Here is a 15,779-nt window from a genome sequence, read left to right as displayed (position 1 = left end):
TACCTTAACTACTTACTAGAATTACAGAAATTTTACACTTCCCGTGGTTATTTCGTGTTTCTGTAATTCTAATTTTTACTTACCCTTTCTTCGCAAGGTTGATTCCAAAGTTCTTTGTACGTAAAATAAGACTTTTTTAAATGGCGCAAATAAGGTGATTTACTTCCATCGCCCTGACCAGAGACACCAAGCCATTCTTCATGCATATATCCATCAAGAAACGGCCCGCTAAAAAGACCTTTACGATCGTGGTAAGCAGGCTTATACGCCTTCCACCACTCGTCTATCCATTCGAAAGCTATTCCGCCAACGGCATTTCCAGCTCCGAAACCAGCAGAGTTACAGATTATATCTTCCCAACAAGCTCGATGATAGCCGGCTTGGTATTGTTCAGCTTCCTCCAAAGAGTAACCCTTGGCATAAGAAGAAGTACCATACTCGGTTATCATCGTTGCTTTATTCGCAACTCGGCTAACTTCATCCCAAATATCTAAAAACCCATATTTTCCCCGATAAGCATTGGTACCAAAAATATCAATGTCAGGGCAATTTTTAGCAAAGATATCTAAATACAGAATATCCCCTGAAACAATGGCTACTGGACGCTTTTTTGGATCTAAAGACTTAATGAGGCGGGCTGCCTCATTAGCAAATTTAAAGAAGCTTTCTGGCTTCTTGTCAGCATTACATCCTAGACCATAAACGTTTTCGTTACCTAAAAGCCACATCAGAACGTAGGGTTCATCCTTAAACTCTCGGACCATTTTCTCAATACTTTCAAGCATTTTCTGCTTTTGGTCCGGATTATCATAATCGGTTCCTGGGTCCCAATCTGCACCACTACCTAAGGCGTATTTACCAAGGAAATCACCCAGTAGTACATATATACCATATTTTTCATACATTTGTCGAAGAATTTTTTTATTTAATTCTAGAGGCTGATGATAGAGCCTAATCGAGTTAGCCCCCATTTGCTTAAGAAGAGCAAAATCGCCAACCACTTTTTCCCCTTCATCTTGAAGATTATTTTGGTTTTTATCAACCCAAGTTTCAAAACCTGAGTCAATAATTCCATTTTCATTTAAATCCTGAGTAGTCCAGTTCTGCATACTACCATCATCAGGAGATTCTCCAACTCTAGTAGGTCCGTAAGTTATTGCTTTGACCATAAATGGCTTATCATTTAACAATAGTTGCCATCCTCCGGGTTGATAATTGACTAGTTTAATTATATTTCCGCTACTCTTAACAACTTCTCCAAGTTTTTGCTTGCGAGCAGAACAAGAGTTGTCAATGAAGCTTTTTTCCCAGAATGAAAGTGCGACTAAACGACCTGGGCTGACTAAGAAGATATCATTACGAATATCGTTATCGTAGCCGTTAATTATTTTAACTTCAGCTCCTTCGAGAGCAAGATTGAGTTCGGGATTTTTTTTAAGTAAATATTTTATTCGGTAAAGTGCCACCTTAGATACATACCAAGGTGTATGCCAATAAGTCCAGCCATAACTTTTTGGAAAATGAACCAATGCAGCATAGTAAGCTTTTATCGCCGATTCAACCAGGCCACTTCTTTCTAAAATTTCCGCTAAATGAAATTGCTTCACTCCCTGAGGCTCAGGAGCCATATTCCACTTATAAAAAGCTAATTTTAAGTTTCGGCTATTTAAGATCTTCCAGTGGTCAATACTAGAAAGTGTTTTCTTGATCGCAATGAATCCTGGATCAAATTTAATCGAACTAGTGTTTGGATAAATTCCCTCACCAACAGCTTTAGATAGGCCTATTGGGTCACTAGTAATATATTCGTAATCTTCAGTTCCCTCACCTTTAAATTCACCATATTTTAAGTAATCAACCGGGAATTCCAACCCGGGGTCGTAAAGACTGATTGGAACCTCTGGTTCGATGGTAATTTTTTCTTCTAGTTTAACATTAGCTATTTCCTTTATAGCGTCTTTTGCTGCATTGGCCGGAGACCAAAACCAGCCCCGGGGGTCAAAGCACTGAGCGTAAGGATATTTTTCAATAATGACGCTGAAAGCTTTACTAGCTTCCTCATACTTTGTCTGATCACGAAATATTTCAGCTCTAATAAAGTAACATTCAGCAATATCATTCATATTTTGATAGCTAGATTTTTTAACTTCATCGGTTGGCCCAGTTAAAGCTTTCGCTAGGCGATTAGCATTATCAGTCAGGTTAGCAATGCAAGCGTCTACTTCTTCGTAGGCTTGTTCGTATTTTTTCTGACCGCGTAGAGACCAAGCACTATTAACATGTTTGGACTTCTCAAGTTTCGCAGTTTCTTGAGAGTAACTTTCAACTATTAAGAGGTTAGATAGAAATAAAAGTAAAATTAAATTTTTAACTATAGTTTTCATTATCCTACCACTGCTCCGGCAGTAAGCCCTTTAATAAATTGCTTTTGCATCTTAATATACAATAGAATTATCGGAAGAGCCGCTATGGTTAAAGCGGCCATGATCAGAGTGTGTTGGGTTACCATTTTCCCAGTAAATTCCATTAATCCAGCTTGAAGGGGCATAAATTGTTCGTCAGTAAATATAAGTTTAGCTAAAACAAACTCATTCCAAACATTTAAAGCGTTGAAAATAACAACTACGCCAAGAGCTGGAGCAACTAAAGGCAAACCAACATGCCAATAAATTTGAAACTTGGTGCAACCGTCCATTCTGGCTGCATCCTCAAGATCGCGCGGCAATTGGTCAAAAAAAGTTTTTAAAAGGTAGATACTGAAAGAAAGACCGATATTTGTCATAGCTAAAACATATCCGGTTCGATTTAAGAGACCTAGTTGTTGCAAGAGTGCATACACTGGAACAAAACCGGCTGGAAGCGGTATCATCATCGCCGCCAAAAACATAAAAAAGATAATATTCTTACCGGGAAAATGAAGACGGGAAAATCCATAGGCGGCTAAAGAAGATACAAGAACAATAAAAATAACCGTAGAGAACGTATAAATAACACTGTTAACAATATAACGCCAAAATTCACCTTCAACTATTACTTTGTAATAGTTGTCCCAATTTAAAGAACTAGAAATTTTTAAGCCTGAGTCAGCATCATATTGGCTTTGAGTTTTTAAGGATACGTTAATCATCCAGAAAAAAGGAAAAATACAACTCAAGGCAACACTAAAAAGAAATGTATGTAAAATAATTAAAGTGACTATTTTCTTAGCTCGGTAATACACCATATTTTTCCTTTACTTTTTTGGAAACAAAAAACATAGTAAATGAAACTATAACCAGCATCACCCCTAGAATAAGACCCTCGGCGCAGGCTAGCCCGGCCAGCTTACTGGCTCCGCCAATATGAGAAAAAATAATCATAACCGGCACCGTCGTTTGGCCTCCAGCCCCGGCATTTAAAGCTAAGATCATAGCAAAGGCCTGCATAGTGCCTAATATTGTAAGAACAATAATTAGAGTAATGACGGGCATAAGCAAAGGGACGGTAATTTTACGAAATTGCTGCCAGGCTCCAGCGCCGTCAATTTTTGCTGCCTCGTATAGTTGTTCAGGAATAGTTTGTAAACCAGCAAAAAATATAACAAACGCCCACCCAAAGCCTTTCCAGCAATGGACTAAGGCCGTAACCAGACGTACATTCTCTCCGCCAATCCAATCCTGAGCTAAAAATCCCAAATGGAGGTTAGTTAAAATATGATTAAACACATCCCTGCCGATAGGCTCACCAATCAAAAGTTGTTTCATTAATAAACCGATTATAATTTCTGAAAGAACCGGCAAAATAAAAAATACGACTCGATAAAATTTCTTTAACCGTACTACCTTATCGACAGCAAGAGCTAAAGCAAATGCTAAAATATTTTGAAAAGTCAAAGCCCAAAAGGTGATGAAGCCTCCGTTATACATCGAACTCCACCAGTCTTTGTCGGTTAAGGCGTCTTGAAAATTACCAAAGCCGATATAGTATTCTTTTAAGTTAAAATCTCCAATCAGATCATAATTAGTTAAACTTAAAATGAAACTGTAAAAGAAGGGGTAGATATAAAAAACCGAAAAAATAAAAAGGGCTGGAAAAATGAATGAAAAATTTACGCTATTCTCTTTTACCGAAGAATTCATCTTTTTACAATTTTGTCTTTCTTTTCCTGCACCTCTTTAGCAACCTCTTGAGGTTTTTTGAGGCCCATGACTATTTGCTGCAGGCCACGATTCAAAGATTCAATTACCCTTGAATCCTCATTGCCCGGCCAAACATCAGGATGAGTAAGGTTATTTAAATTTAAAGTAAGTTTTTTAAGCCTTTCTGACATCTGATCTTCACAGCCTTTAATCGCCGGCAGATTGTTAGTTTCCTTAATCAAAAAGATCTGTTGTTCCTTTTTGGTTAACCATTTAAGAAATTCAATGGCTTTGTCCTTATTAGGAGAACGGTCATTAACCATAAACGAGGTTCCTGAACCTCCCCAAACCTTTACCGGATAATTTTTCGAAACCTTGGGAAGTGAAAAAAAGCCATAATTAAGTTCGGGATTAAGTTGTGCATAAACATTCATTGACCAACTACCATTAAAAGAAAACAAAGCTTTGCCTTTAGAAAAAGCATTCTCTGACTCTTTGTTGGTCATAGTCGCGATATTCGGTGAAAGAATGCCGGAGTTACGCAAGGTCTCGAATAATGAAAAAACCTTTATCCAGTCAGGGTCAGTATAAGAAACACTCCCTTCAAGGGTACTTAAAAACTTCTTTTCCCCCATAAGGTTTATTGCCCATTCAGTCGCTAAAGCATTAAGCAACCAGCCTTCACCCCAGCCACAAACAAAACCGAAAGTTTTTTCTTTTTCTTTTACTCGATTTGCATAGTTGATAAAATCCTCAAAAGTTTCCGGAGGTCCTGGCAAGCCTAAATCATTAAGAAGTGATTTGTTATAAACAAACTGCATAACCGTAGTATCTATTGGGACACCGTATATTCCCGGTTTGACACCAGAATAATTGTTTTTCTTAAATACAACTACATCTAAAGTTTGAGGGTAAAAACGTTTCTGCCATGTTTTTGAATCAGCAGTCATATCGGAAGTAAGATCAGATATATGCTTTGCCCGAATGAACGAACCAACTGTTTTTTTCTCACCTAAAATACCAAAAATATCAGGTAGGGTTTTTGCTCGGGCTCCGGCAGTAACCTTCATTGAATAGGTTTCCGGAGGAAATAGCAGTTTAAATTCAACAGTTACGCCGGTTTCAGCCTGATACTTTTTAGCTAACTCTAAAAAAGCATCTTTTCTGTCGGTCATCCAATGCCAAACGACCACTGTGCCGTCTTTAGGTTTTTGACCAGAACAGCCAAAAACAAACAACAATAAGACAATGATAGCAGTAAACTTAAGTATTTTTTTCATTACGCTCCTCCCTTGAATATTGTAAAATTTAAAAAAGAGGTGTAAGCGCGGTTATTTTCTGCGCTTACAAAGATGGTTATTTTAACATATATTAAAAATATTGCAATATTTAATCAAAAACAACAGTTTTATTAGCATAAACTAAGATTTTGTGCTCAAGGTGCCAACGAACTGCCCGACTTAGGACTGTGCGCTCTAAATCTTGGCCTTCCCGCTTCAAATCTTCTAAGCAGTCGCGGTGACTAACCCTAGTAATGTCCTGATCAATAATCGGCCCAGCATCAAGAGCTTCAGTTACGTAATGACTAGTTGCTCCAATAATTTTAACTCCCCGAGAATAAGCCTGACGATAAGGATCTGAGCCAATAAAGGCCGGTAAAAAAGAATGATGGATATTTATAATTCGACTAGGGAAATTTTCAACAAACTCTTTGGTAAAAATTTGTCCGTATCTGGCTAAGACAAGAAAATCTACTTTTTCCTTAGCTAGTAAGGTCAGCTCTTTATTTTCAGAAGCTACTTTATTTTTTTGATTCTTAACTGAATAGAAAAACTTCAGGTTAAAACTTTTAGCAATTTCTTTAACTTCGGAATGATTACTAATTATTAAAGGTATCTCGCAACGCAAGTGCCCCTGTTTGTATTTAAGCAGTAAATCGTAGAGACAATGGGTTTGCTTTGAGACAAAAATTGCCATTCGGGGAATTTTAGAACTAAAATGAAGCGAAAAGTTCATTCTGAACTTATCAGCTAGAGAATTGAATGATTCTTTAATTTTATCTTTGGGAATTTCAAAATTATCCAAAGACCATTCGATCCGCATGAAAAAGATATTAGATTGAAAATCGATATGTTGATCGGCATGTTCAATATTTCCTTGATGCCGATAAATAAAATCGGTAATACTTGCGGTTATGCCTTTTTGATCGGGACAAGATATTAATAAAGTTGCAGTATTCATTTGTGTGGGAAAATAAGCAGAAGGACTTTAAGGATTGATTGCATTCAAATACTTATAATACTCCCCTTCAGTAGTTAGGATAATTATCGTATTTTTATCAACGGTATCATTGTAAGTTTCGAGAGTTTTTAAAAATGCGAAGAATTCAGGATCTTTCCCATAAGCATCAGCATAAATCTTTGTAGACTCGGCATCAGCTTCACCTTTAATGGTTTGAGCCTTCTTATAAGCTTCTGAAAGAATCGACTTAAGCTCTTTTTCGGTACGCCCTTCAACATCAGCCCTAATCCCTCTTCCTTCAGAACGATATTGCTCAGCGGCTCGTTTACGTTCAGCAATCATTCGCTCGTAGACATCCTGTTGAACTTTTTCGATATAATTAATTCGTTTAATTCTGACATCAATTAGCTCGATTCCATAGCGAGAGCCTAAGTCTCCCCTTGCTTTTTCAACTATCTCTTCACGAATTTTGTCTCGACCAATCTCAGTTGCATCCAAGGCGCTCTCATCAACAAAGCCTTCTTCGGTTTTAGCAGTTTTTAGACTTTCCAGTAACCTGTTCGAAGACCGCACAACTTCAGTTGATTTCTGAGCGGTAATCGCATCTCTGACCGCTGCATCAATAATCCCGTCGAGTATGGTTTGGGCACCACGTTCTGAGGAAGCGGCTTTAAAAAATTTCAAAGCATCGACTATTCTCCAACGAGCAGTAGTATCAATCCAAATGTAACGTTTATCTTTAGTTGGTATCTCGTTAGGGTAACCATCCCACTCTAATATTCGCTTTTCAAATTTATTTACTTTCTCAAGAAAAGGAACCTTTAACTTTAATCCTGACTCAATAACTATACGCTTTGGTTTACCTAATAAAGTAATCACTGCCTGTTGGCCTTCAGTTATGACATAAAAAGGATTGCCTAGCAAAATAACTACAAAAATAATTATTAAAGGAATTAAACCAAACTTCTTATTCATTTTGACTCTCTAGCTTTAGTAAGGGAAGAATCCCCTTTTCTTTAGGATCAAGAATGTATTTTTTACCAGCTTTTTTAAGAATTTGACTCATGTTTTCTAAGTACAGTCGTTTCAAGGTGACATCTTTAGCTTTGGTGTATTCTTTATAAAGCAGCAAGAAACGCTCCGCATCACCCTTTGCCCAATTAACCTTCTCGGTAGCGTAACCCTCAGCTTCTTGAAATAACTTAAGAGCTTCGCCCTTGGCTTGTGGTATTTTTTGGTTATAAACTTCCCAAGCCTGGTTCTTCAACTTCTCTCGCTCCTGCTTTGCCTGGTTTACTTCATTAAAGGCTGGTTTAACCGGGTCAGGCGGGTTAACATCTTGTAATTTTACCTTAACGATTTGAATTCCACAGTTGTAAGAATCAAGAATTTCTTGCATCTCATCTTGAATTTGATTATTTATCTCTATTCGTTCGGTAGTAAGAACTTCGTTAAAAGAATGATCGCCGACTAATCTTCGAACTACTGACTCAGAAACATCACGTATAGCCTTAACCAATTTTCGTATATTAAACAAAGCACCGAAAGGGTCACTTATTTTATATTGAACAATCCATTCTAAATCTAATACATTTAAATCTCCGGTAAGCATTAACGACTCATCATCAAACGACTTCGGGCTATAGACAGTTCTTACCCCTGGGGATTGAGTTCTAAAGCCAAACTCTTCAGTGTAAACTTTCTCAACCTTAACTGGGATAACTCTTTCAATTAAAGGATACTTAAAATGAAGACCAGGATTAGTGGCCTTGATGAATTTTCCAAAACGTAAAACAACACCAACTTCGTCTGGCTGAATAGTATAAAAAGGATTGGGAGAAAGTCCGGCCCCGTTTAAAAATATAGACAAGATAGCAATACCAATTAGTAAAGGAAACCAAAAACCTTTCGGCCTCTGGCCACTAAATTTTTGTTTTAAATTTTGAAAGATTTCATCGGGCTGTCGACTTTGAAATTCCATAAAATAGATTATAGCTTATTCGGTTGTTTTAGCAAGCTATTTTTTATATATATGAATATAGATGTAATCGCTTACAGAGCAGGGAAACCTTATTAAAATAGGTGTTGGCAACATCTAAGAAGTAGACAATAATAAAAATATATGGTATTCTTAATCTCGGGAGGCGAATCCATGGCAAATAGCTCAAATCAACGATTAACAAAGTATATAAAACTACACTGGATAAAAGTTACGATAATAAGTGTAGCTATTCTCCTAATTCTAAGCATAATTGCTTTAACCACTGTTGGCCTTCGAACCTTCTTCCAGTTAGATTCTTTTTTTCGTAAATCAATGCTTGCCGGTATTCCTCTGCAAATCTTTTTTATGCTAATTGTCGGTACTGTATCCGGTGCAATAACGACAAGTATATTTGTATACTTTCTTTGGGGGGGAGGTCTTGATAAATTAAAATCAAAAAAAGTAAAACCGCAATCAGTGAATGTCAGATGGTCTGACGTTATTGGGATGGAAAACATAAAGAAGGAAGTCTGGGAAGTAATTCAGCTCATAAATGACCATACTAATTTAGACCGGGTTGGCGGAAAAATTATTAAAGGTGTTTTAATGATTGGCCCTCCTGGATGCGGAAAGACTTATCTGGCTAAAGCTATCGCTACTGAAACGAAACTCCCCTTTCTTCACGTTGCCGGTAGTGAATTCCAAGGTATGTTTGTCGGGGTTGGCGCCAATCGAGTAAAAAGCCTATTTAAGGAAGCCAGAATCTCCGCTGAAATAGATGGTGGTTGTATAATTTTTATCGATGAAATTGATACTTTCGCCCGACCGAGAATAGAAAGTTCCGGAGGCGGCCGTGCCGGTCAAGATTATAATGCTACCGTTAATCAGCTTTTAACTGAATTGGACGGGTTAGATACTGCCAAAGACAATATCGTAATAATCGCGGCGACAAATGTTCCCGAGAGTGAACTTGATAGCGCCCTAATGCGTCCCGGACGATTCGACCGCAAAGTTTATGTTGGGCTCCCCGGGTTAAAAGAACGTGAAGATCTTTTACAATACTATTTCACCAAGATTTCCTACAATAAGGAAAAAATTGATTTTGCTAAGTTAGCTCGTTTTACAGTTGGCAATAGCCCAGCTGACATAGCAAACATTGTTCGTGAATCTTCTCTAATTGCTACCCGTAAGAAAAAAAATCAAGTTGATTTGTCCGACATCCATGACGCAAAAGAAAGAATCGATATCGGGATAAAAGCTGAATATGTGTTATCTCTCCAAGATAAAAAAATTGCCGCCTACCATGAAGCCGGACACACACTGGCTACTTACTTTTTAGTGCCAACTCAAGATGTTTTTAAGGCTAGTATTATTCCTAGACGTTCAGCCGGAGGGGTTACCTGGACAAGGGACAAAGAAGAACGCCACATCCCGGATAAAGAATATCTTTTAGGTCAAATAAAGAGTTTTCTTGGTGGTTATGCTGCTGAAAAAATTCGCTTTGGTTCGGTATCTTCCGGAGTAGGGAAAGATCTTAAACAAGCAAACAATCTAGCGATGAAAATGGTAGATCAGTGGGGCATGGGGACTTCGGGCCCAGGAGGTATAACTCAAGAACATGGCTTCCCTTCGCAAATTTCTGAAAGAGACAAAGAAGATATCATTAATAAATGTTTGGATGAAGTCAATGAAATATTACGTCGAGAAAAAGTAATTTTAGATGAAATTGCTAACCGTTTATTAAAAGAAGAAGAGTTAGATTACGATCAAATAGAAGAAACCTTCAAAAAACATGGGAAAACTAGGCTTACTTATATAATGGAAGGAATGAAAAAGTCAAAAAAAGATTCTATAGGTTGGGATGATATCATTGGTATGGAAGGCGCAAAAGACGAAGCCAAAGAAATTGTCAGCTTAATAAAAGACCGAGCCAACCTAAAACAAATGGGTGGACAAATTATTAAGGGTTTGTTAATGCTTGGCCCTCCTGGATGCGGAAAAACTTATCTTGCCTCTGCTATCGCTAATGAGGCAGGGATCCCTTTTATCGCTAAGGCTGGTTCAGAATTCGTAGAAATGTTTGTCGGTGTGGGCGCAAGCCGAGTGCGCCAAATGTTCAGGGAAGCTAGAGAGCAAGCATTAGCCAAAGGTGGCTGTATAATTTTTATTGATGAAATTGATGCTTTATGCGCCAAAAGGGCTATGGACAAAGGTTTCGGCGGTACTCAAGAACATAATCAAACTTTAAACCAATTTTTAGTTGAAATGGACGGTTTAAAGGAAAAGGATGCTGAATATAATATTGTTATTATTGGCGCTACCAATACCGATGAAAGTAACTTGGATAAAGCGGTTCTTAGGCCGGGAAGGTTTGATCGAAAACTCCATGTTTCTTTACCAACCTTTGACGAAAGAAAGCAGTTATTTCAGTTTTATCTTTCTAAAACTAAGTATAACAAAGATGAGATTGACCCTGAAATGTTTGCCGGTATTACTCCGGGTTATTCCCCGGCTGATATAGCTAATTTAATTAAAGAAGGCACTCTTCTAACTGCTAAAATGAAAAAAACTATTCTGGGTATGAAAGAGCTCGATGAAGCTCGAGAAAGAATAGAATTAGGCTTAAAAAAGAAATTAAAATTAACCCCCGAGGAGCTTAAGGCCACCGCCTACCATGAAGCCGGACATTGTTTAGCTGAGTATTTTTTTGGAAAAGGAAATTTCCCCTTTAAGTTATCTATTATTCCAAGAGACAAAACTTTAGGTGTAGCTTGGTATGCTACCAAAGGAGATCGTTCCGCCGGCACCAAGGAAGAACTATTGTCCACTATCAAGATTTTTCTTGGTGGATATGCTGCTGAGAAAATTACTGCCAGCACTACCAATGGTGTTTCTCAGGATTTTAAAACTTCGATGTGGTATGCTAGATCAATGGTTTGGCGTTGGGGCATGGGTCGTTCAGGATACATTGGTGACTTTTTATTTGAACAAAACGAAAACAATCTACTGTCTGAAGAAATGAAATCAAAGTTAGATATGGAAACTCAAGAATTACTTCAGGATTGCCTTAAATCAACCGTTGCTTTATTAGAAAAAGAAAAAGATTTATTCGAACATTTAACAAGTGAATTGTTAAAAAAAGAAGAGCTTACCCAATCTGAACTAGAACTAATTTTTAAAAAGTATGCAAAAAATACCTCTCAAAAACCTCCTGCTTAGTTTTTGCGCTCTTCTACTAATTTCCTGTTCTGTCCCACCAACCTATTCACGTAAAGATATTGCCGAAATAATAAAAAAAATCTGTAGGGAAGAGCATAAAATCGAAGTAAGCACTTGGCTGGTTGGAGAGACTCTTTGGGTTTATGCCCCGGTTGAATTTTTTGATGAAGCTGGCAAATTTAAAGTAAACGAAGAAGGAAAAGTTGATGAAGACTTGTCTGAAACTGTCAGAAAAATTTCTCAATCAATACAACGAGCCCTTCTCAATATGGATGCTCCGCCAATATTTTATTGTTTTGTTAAATCCGATATCCAACGTCTAAAAGGAATAAATTTAATCAGGATGAACCAATACGAACTGATATTTATTCCTGATCAGATAAGACTAACCTTAGCCACTTATGGTTTAGCGACTAACATATCCGCCTATGAATTTGAAAAACGAATTATTTCTTTTCAAACTCCCTTTATCGATAAAAACATACTAGAAGATGATCGTGGTCGTTACCTCCGCAAATATAATGTTGGCTTAGCTGAGTTTATTCCTATGCTAATTCAAGAAAGAATTTCTAGAACCTTTTTGGCCCCGAGCTTAAACGATAACTTTGAAGTTAACGATATTGATGTTCGCTACCAAAGCTCTCGGATAATAGTCGATTTTAATGTCCGAATTAAAAAGTATAGTCCGGATATCCCAACGCCCGATAAAGAAGTTGAAAGAATAACTAGAGAAATAGTCGAAAACTACTCTTCTTTTATCCAAATCAAACGCGCTACAATAAACGATAACTTTAATAAAAAAACAAAAACAGTTTTATTCAAATCATCAACTGGTGAAGTTAACAAAGTTTTCTTGTACCCACCCGAAGCTGACAGTAATAAAACACTATTTAAACTCTATAAAGCAAACTTTTATCTAAGTCAAGCCTATCGGTATTCTCAAGGTGAAAACAAAAATTTCGACAAAGTAATAGCCTTCTGTAGAAAAACTCTTGAAATTTCACCAGGTTATATCTACGCACAAGTGCTGCTCGGTGAAACCTACATGAATTTGGGTCGCCACAAACAAGCCCTGGCTGCTTTTAATTATGCGCTAAAACTGGATCCTAGAAACCCAACAATTCATTTTCCTTTAGGTGAATGTTACCGCATTCTTGATAGGCCCAAGGAAGCTCTTGAAGAATTCAAACAGGTCTTTCTCGCACAGCCTGACTACCCGGGCATCATCGAGGCTTTAAGCAAGATTTACGCTGATTTAGGAATTCCTGAAGAAGCATTGCAATATCTTGAACGAGCAATTGAAAATGCCGAAGCCAAAAATTCTAAAGACCCAGAGATTTACCGCAGCATTGGAAGTGTGTACCTAAGGCTTGGCCAATATCAAAAAGCATTACAGTATCTTCTAAGGTCACAAAAACTAAAAGATGATTATTTTCTAACCTATTTATCTTTGGGCGATGTCTATAGACTTTTAGGCGATTCTCAAAAGGCAATAGATAATTTCGAAAAGGCCCTAAGATTAGACCCAACCTCTATCTCAGCGGAACTCGGATTAGCGAATACTTATTTAACTTTAGGTCAATACGAAAGAGCAATTACTAAATATGAAAAAGTCCTTGCTTCAATTCCGGAATCTCCCGATATATATGTTAGCCTGTCTAAGGCCCATAATGAACTAGGCCTAAAAAATAAAAACGCCTCAGAACAACAAAAAGCCCTAAACTACCTTGAGAAGGCATTGCGCCTTGACCCTGACAACTTTCAAATACATTATAGCCTAGGGGAAACTTATACCAACTTAGTTCAATACAAAAAAGCAATTCAGCACTTCCGTAAAGCTTTAATAATAAAACCTGATTCTCCGCAGGTATACTTCGGCATGGGCAGAACCTACTCCGCTTTAGGAGAAAACCAAAAAGCTAAAGAAAATTTCCTAAAAGCTCATGACTTATTTTATGAGTATGGGGATTATCTTAATGCCCGAAAGGCCGAGGAAAATATACGTAGAATTCCTTAAATTTCTAGGCCTTCATCAATATACGGTAGGATTTTCTTTTTTTCCTTAAAAGGCTTACCCTCTACAGCAATATCAACAACGTTACTTTTGTACTCTTCCCCCTCATCTTTAATGACTGTTGGGCCAAGACTAAAATTACCAGCCTTGAGAGCAAGTAATGTATAAATTAACGTTATGTTTATTTTAGTTCCGGATCCAGAAAAATAGTAGTTTTGCGAATTGCTTTGCGAACTAACTTTAAAGTCCTTAAATTCTGGTGGGGTTACTTGAGGATCTTTAAAAATACCCTCAATAGTTACAGTATAAATTAACAATTCTCCTGTTGAGACCTTATTCTTATTGACCGTGGCCTTAACTATTTGGCCTGACTCTCCAGCCCCTAACAACAAGAATAAACCAAAAACCAAGATAACAAGCTTAGTTAATCGCAACTTTCCTCCCCCTTACTTTTAACTTTTTTTCAGCAAACAACTTAATCGCTAAGGGGTATAACTTATGTTCCAGTTTATGAATTTCTTTCTCTAAGCTTTTTAGCTTCATGCTTTTTTTTATTAAAATTGAACTTTGTAGAATTACTGGTCCATGATCAACTTTACTATCCACAAAATGTACAGTAACCCCAGTTAATTTAGATCCATGGTTAAAAGCTCGAGCGATAGCGTTAACACCCTTAAAACGCGGAAGTAGAGAAGGATGAATATTTAAAATTTTATTTTTATATTTTTTTACAAAGTACGGTGAGAGAATTCTCATATATCCGGCCAAAACTACTAAATCAATTTTATCAATCTTTAAAACCTCTACTAGTTTTTTATCAAACAGAAGTCTCGATGGATAATTATCAGGATTAATAAAAATATCTTTTATTTTTAACTTCTTCGCTCTGAATCGAGCAAAGGCTTGTGGCTTATCAGTAATTAAAAGTTTCACTTCTGCCCTAATCTGGCCGCGCCTTATCGCTTTAGCAATTGCTTCAAAATTACTGCCATTACCAGAGGCTAATATTGCTATATTCATAGCTTTTTTAAAATTTTTAACTCAAATTTGTTTTTAAATCTTTTGACTATCAGTTTAAGGATTAAATAATATAAGCAGACAATCACCAAAGCAATAAAAAAACTTATCAGCTCGCCTTTGTCTTGAAAAATGATTACGCTAGCCATAAATACGGCTGCCGGAAAGAAAAAAGTTAAAACCACAGCAAGTAGCCCTTTATTTCCATCAATAGCAACCTCTACTTTATCGCCCGCCTTTAAAGAAAAACCTCTTCGCTCAATATCAAAATTTCCCTTTCTCTGAGCGCAAACGGATTCTAAACGACAACAAGAGCAACTAACTTTTCTTTCAAATTGAACTCTTACTTTATCCCCAATAACTTTTTCAACCCTGACGACTTCTTTATCCATCAAGTTTTACTATACATTTAGTTGGGCATTTGTCCATTCCTGCCTGAAGCGGTTCAGTGTTGTTTGATTTGGAATAATCAATATAAGAAAGATTATCTTTCATGTAGTAAGGTGATTCAGGCACTCGAGTGCAAATTGTGCAAGCAATACACCCTTGAGCGCAAACCTTCTTTACATTCATTGCTTTCTCCTTATTGCTGCAAGCAACCGAATAAAAACCAGTAATTTCAGGCAAGGGAGTTATTTTAAATAGATTGCGCGGACAAATCTCAACACATTGGCCACAACCAATGCATTTAGCAATATCAACCTTAATTTTCTTTTTATCCAAAGTTAAGGCGCCGACCGGACAAATTCCTAAACAATCACCAAAACCAAAACATCCATATCGGCAATCTAAGGCCCCACCAGTAATCTGGGCTGCTTGGCAGGTTTGCGGCCCAATATATTTGGTTGATATTTTTTTCGCAGTCTCATCAGCACCACAACAACAGATAACAACCTGACTTTTTAATCCCGAACAACCGGTAATGCCGAGAATTTGTGATATCTTATCGTTAATTTCCTGACCACCAGGAAGACAACCATTAAAAATTTTAGATTCTCTAGCTACTGCTTCAGCAAATGGGCGACAACCGGAAAAGCCACAAGCTCCGCAGTTCAAGCCAGGAACGATCTCAAGAACCGTTTTAACTTTTGGGTCTTCTTCAACCTGTAACTTTTTACTCAAAAAAGCTAAAAGTAACGCAAAAAGAAAACCAACCAAACCTAAAGTTACCACTGCGCTAATAATCATT

At 37.3% G+C, this 15,779-nt stretch carries 13 protein-coding genes; 2 read left to right on the top strand and 11 right to left on the bottom strand.

The genetic code is table 11. The annotated features are described in order from the left end of the window. Window positions 1–68 precede the first annotated feature (68 nt). From K9L86_02140 to hflK, 7 genes are all read right to left on the bottom strand, one after another. A complete protein-coding gene (locus tag K9L86_02140; GenBank protein MCF7907660.1) occupies window positions 69–2,384 on the bottom strand; it encodes a hypothetical protein in 2,316 nt (771 codons plus the stop codon). Beyond that, window positions 2,384–3,223 carry a carbohydrate ABC transporter permease gene (locus K9L86_02135; GenBank protein ID MCF7907659.1) on the bottom strand — a complete coding sequence of 280 codons (840 nt, stop codon included), beginning with the start codon at window positions 3,221–3,223 and terminating at the stop codon, window positions 2,384–2,386. Before K9L86_02135 ends, K9L86_02140 begins: the two co-directional genes overlap by 1 nt. Continuing rightward, on the bottom strand, window positions 3,204–4,118 hold the full coding sequence (locus K9L86_02130) for a sugar ABC transporter permease (protein MCF7907658.1): 915 nt from the start codon (window positions 4,116–4,118) through the stop codon (window positions 3,204–3,206). Before K9L86_02130 ends, K9L86_02135 begins: the two co-directional genes overlap by 20 nt. Continuing rightward, on the bottom strand, window positions 4,115–5,398 hold the full coding sequence (locus K9L86_02125; protein ID MCF7907657.1) for an ABC transporter substrate-binding protein: 1,284 nt from the start codon (window positions 5,396–5,398) through the stop codon (window positions 4,115–4,117). The genes K9L86_02130 and K9L86_02125 overlap by 4 nt, the downstream gene beginning before the upstream one ends. Before the next feature lie 109 nt (window positions 5,399–5,507). After that, entirely contained in the window at window positions 5,508–6,359 is an 852-nt protein-coding gene (gene purU / locus K9L86_02120) for a formyltetrahydrofolate deformylase (protein MCF7907656.1), read from the bottom strand. A gap of 27 nt (window positions 6,360–6,386) precedes the next feature. Further along, window positions 6,387–7,334, bottom strand: coding sequence for a protease modulator HflC (hflC, locus tag K9L86_02115; protein MCF7907655.1), 948 nt, complete (start codon window positions 7,332–7,334; stop codon window positions 6,387–6,389). Further along, window positions 7,327–8,340, bottom strand: a complete 1,014-nt coding sequence (gene hflK, locus K9L86_02110; GenBank protein MCF7907654.1) for an FtsH protease activity modulator HflK — start codon at window positions 8,338–8,340, stop codon at window positions 7,327–7,329. The genes hflC and hflK overlap by 8 nt, the downstream gene beginning before the upstream one ends. A 171-nt stretch (window positions 8,341–8,511) precedes the next feature. On the opposite strand from hflK, the gene K9L86_02105 reads away from it, so the two are divergent. Beyond that, window positions 8,512–11,559: an AAA family ATPase gene (locus K9L86_02105; GenBank protein ID MCF7907653.1), complete on the top strand. Its 3,048-nt coding sequence runs from the start codon at window positions 8,512–8,514 to the stop codon at window positions 11,557–11,559. Then, entirely contained in the window at window positions 11,525–13,576 is a 2,052-nt protein-coding gene (locus K9L86_02100; protein MCF7907652.1) for a tetratricopeptide repeat protein, read from the top strand. The genes K9L86_02105 and K9L86_02100 overlap by 35 nt, the downstream gene beginning before the upstream one ends. On the opposite strand, the gene K9L86_02095 is transcribed toward K9L86_02100, so the two are convergent. The 4 genes from K9L86_02095 to K9L86_02080 are packed head-to-tail and all read right to left on the bottom strand — an operon-like array spanning window position 13,573 to window position 15,778. After that, on the bottom strand, window positions 13,573–14,007 hold the full coding sequence (locus K9L86_02095) for a BatD family protein (protein ID MCF7907651.1): 435 nt from the start codon (window positions 14,005–14,007) through the stop codon (window positions 13,573–13,575). The genes K9L86_02100 and K9L86_02095 overlap by 4 nt on opposite strands. Beyond that, window positions 13,994–14,593: a phosphoribosylglycinamide formyltransferase gene (gene purN / locus K9L86_02090; protein MCF7907650.1), complete on the bottom strand. Its 600-nt coding sequence runs from the start codon at window positions 14,591–14,593 to the stop codon at window positions 13,994–13,996. The genes K9L86_02095 and purN overlap by 14 nt, the downstream gene beginning before the upstream one ends. Continuing rightward, window positions 14,590–14,982 carry a SoxR reducing system RseC family protein gene (locus tag K9L86_02085; protein MCF7907649.1) on the bottom strand — a complete coding sequence of 131 codons (393 nt, stop codon included), beginning with the start codon at window positions 14,980–14,982 and terminating at the stop codon, window positions 14,590–14,592. Before K9L86_02085 ends, purN begins: the two co-directional genes overlap by 4 nt. Further along, on the bottom strand, window positions 14,975–15,778 hold the full coding sequence (locus K9L86_02080; protein ID MCF7907648.1) for an RnfABCDGE type electron transport complex subunit B: 804 nt from the start codon (window positions 15,776–15,778) through the stop codon (window positions 14,975–14,977). The genes K9L86_02085 and K9L86_02080 overlap by 8 nt, the downstream gene beginning before the upstream one ends. Window position 15,779: the final 1 nt, after the last annotated feature.

The sequence above is a fragment of the Candidatus Omnitrophota bacterium genome (genome assembly GCA_021735655.1).
Lineage (GTDB): Bacteria > Omnitrophota > Gorgyraeia > Duberdicusellales > 4484-171 > JAHKAJ01.
The sequence above is the reverse complement of the archived record's forward strand: the minus strand, read 5'-3'. Positions and strand labels throughout refer to the sequence as shown.

What these genes read in the sequence shown, in the direction of transcription:
- K9L86_02140 (MCF7907660.1), bottom strand. Translation starts at nt 2,384, where the DNA reads ATGAAAACTATAGTTAAAAATTTAATTTTACTTTTATTTCTATCTAAC.
- K9L86_02135 (MCF7907659.1), bottom strand. Translation starts at nt 3,223, where the DNA reads ATGGTGTATTACCGAGCTAAGAAAATAGTCACTTTAATTATTTTACAT.
- K9L86_02130 (MCF7907658.1), bottom strand. Translation starts at nt 4,118, where the DNA reads ATGAATTCTTCGGTAAAAGAGAATAGCGTAAATTTTTCATTCATTTTT.
- K9L86_02125 (MCF7907657.1), bottom strand. Translation starts at nt 5,398, where the DNA reads ATGAAAAAAATACTTAAGTTTACTGCTATCATTGTCTTATTGTTGTTT.
- purU (MCF7907656.1), bottom strand. Translation starts at nt 6,359, where the DNA reads ATGAATACTGCAACTTTATTAATATCTTGTCCCGATCAAAAAGGCATA.
- hflC (MCF7907655.1), bottom strand. Translation starts at nt 7,334, where the DNA reads ATGAATAAGAAGTTTGGTTTAATTCCTTTAATAATTATTTTTGTAGTT.
- hflK (MCF7907654.1), bottom strand. Translation starts at nt 8,340, where the DNA reads ATGGAATTTCAAAGTCGACAGCCCGATGAAATCTTTCAAAATTTAAAA.
- K9L86_02105 (MCF7907653.1), top strand. Translation starts at nt 8,512, where the DNA reads ATGGCAAATAGCTCAAATCAACGATTAACAAAGTATATAAAACTACAC.
- K9L86_02100 (MCF7907652.1), top strand. Translation starts at nt 11,525, where the DNA reads ATGCAAAAAATACCTCTCAAAAACCTCCTGCTTAGTTTTTGCGCTCTT.
- purN (MCF7907650.1), bottom strand. Translation starts at nt 14,593, where the DNA reads ATGAATATAGCAATATTAGCCTCTGGTAATGGCAGTAATTTTGAAGCA.
- K9L86_02085 (MCF7907649.1), bottom strand. Translation starts at nt 14,982, where the DNA reads ATGGATAAAGAAGTCGTCAGGGTTGAAAAAGTTATTGGGGATAAAGTA.
- K9L86_02080 (MCF7907648.1), bottom strand. Translation starts at nt 15,778, where the DNA reads ATGATTATTAGCGCAGTGGTAACTTTAGGTTTGGTTGGTTTTCTTTTT.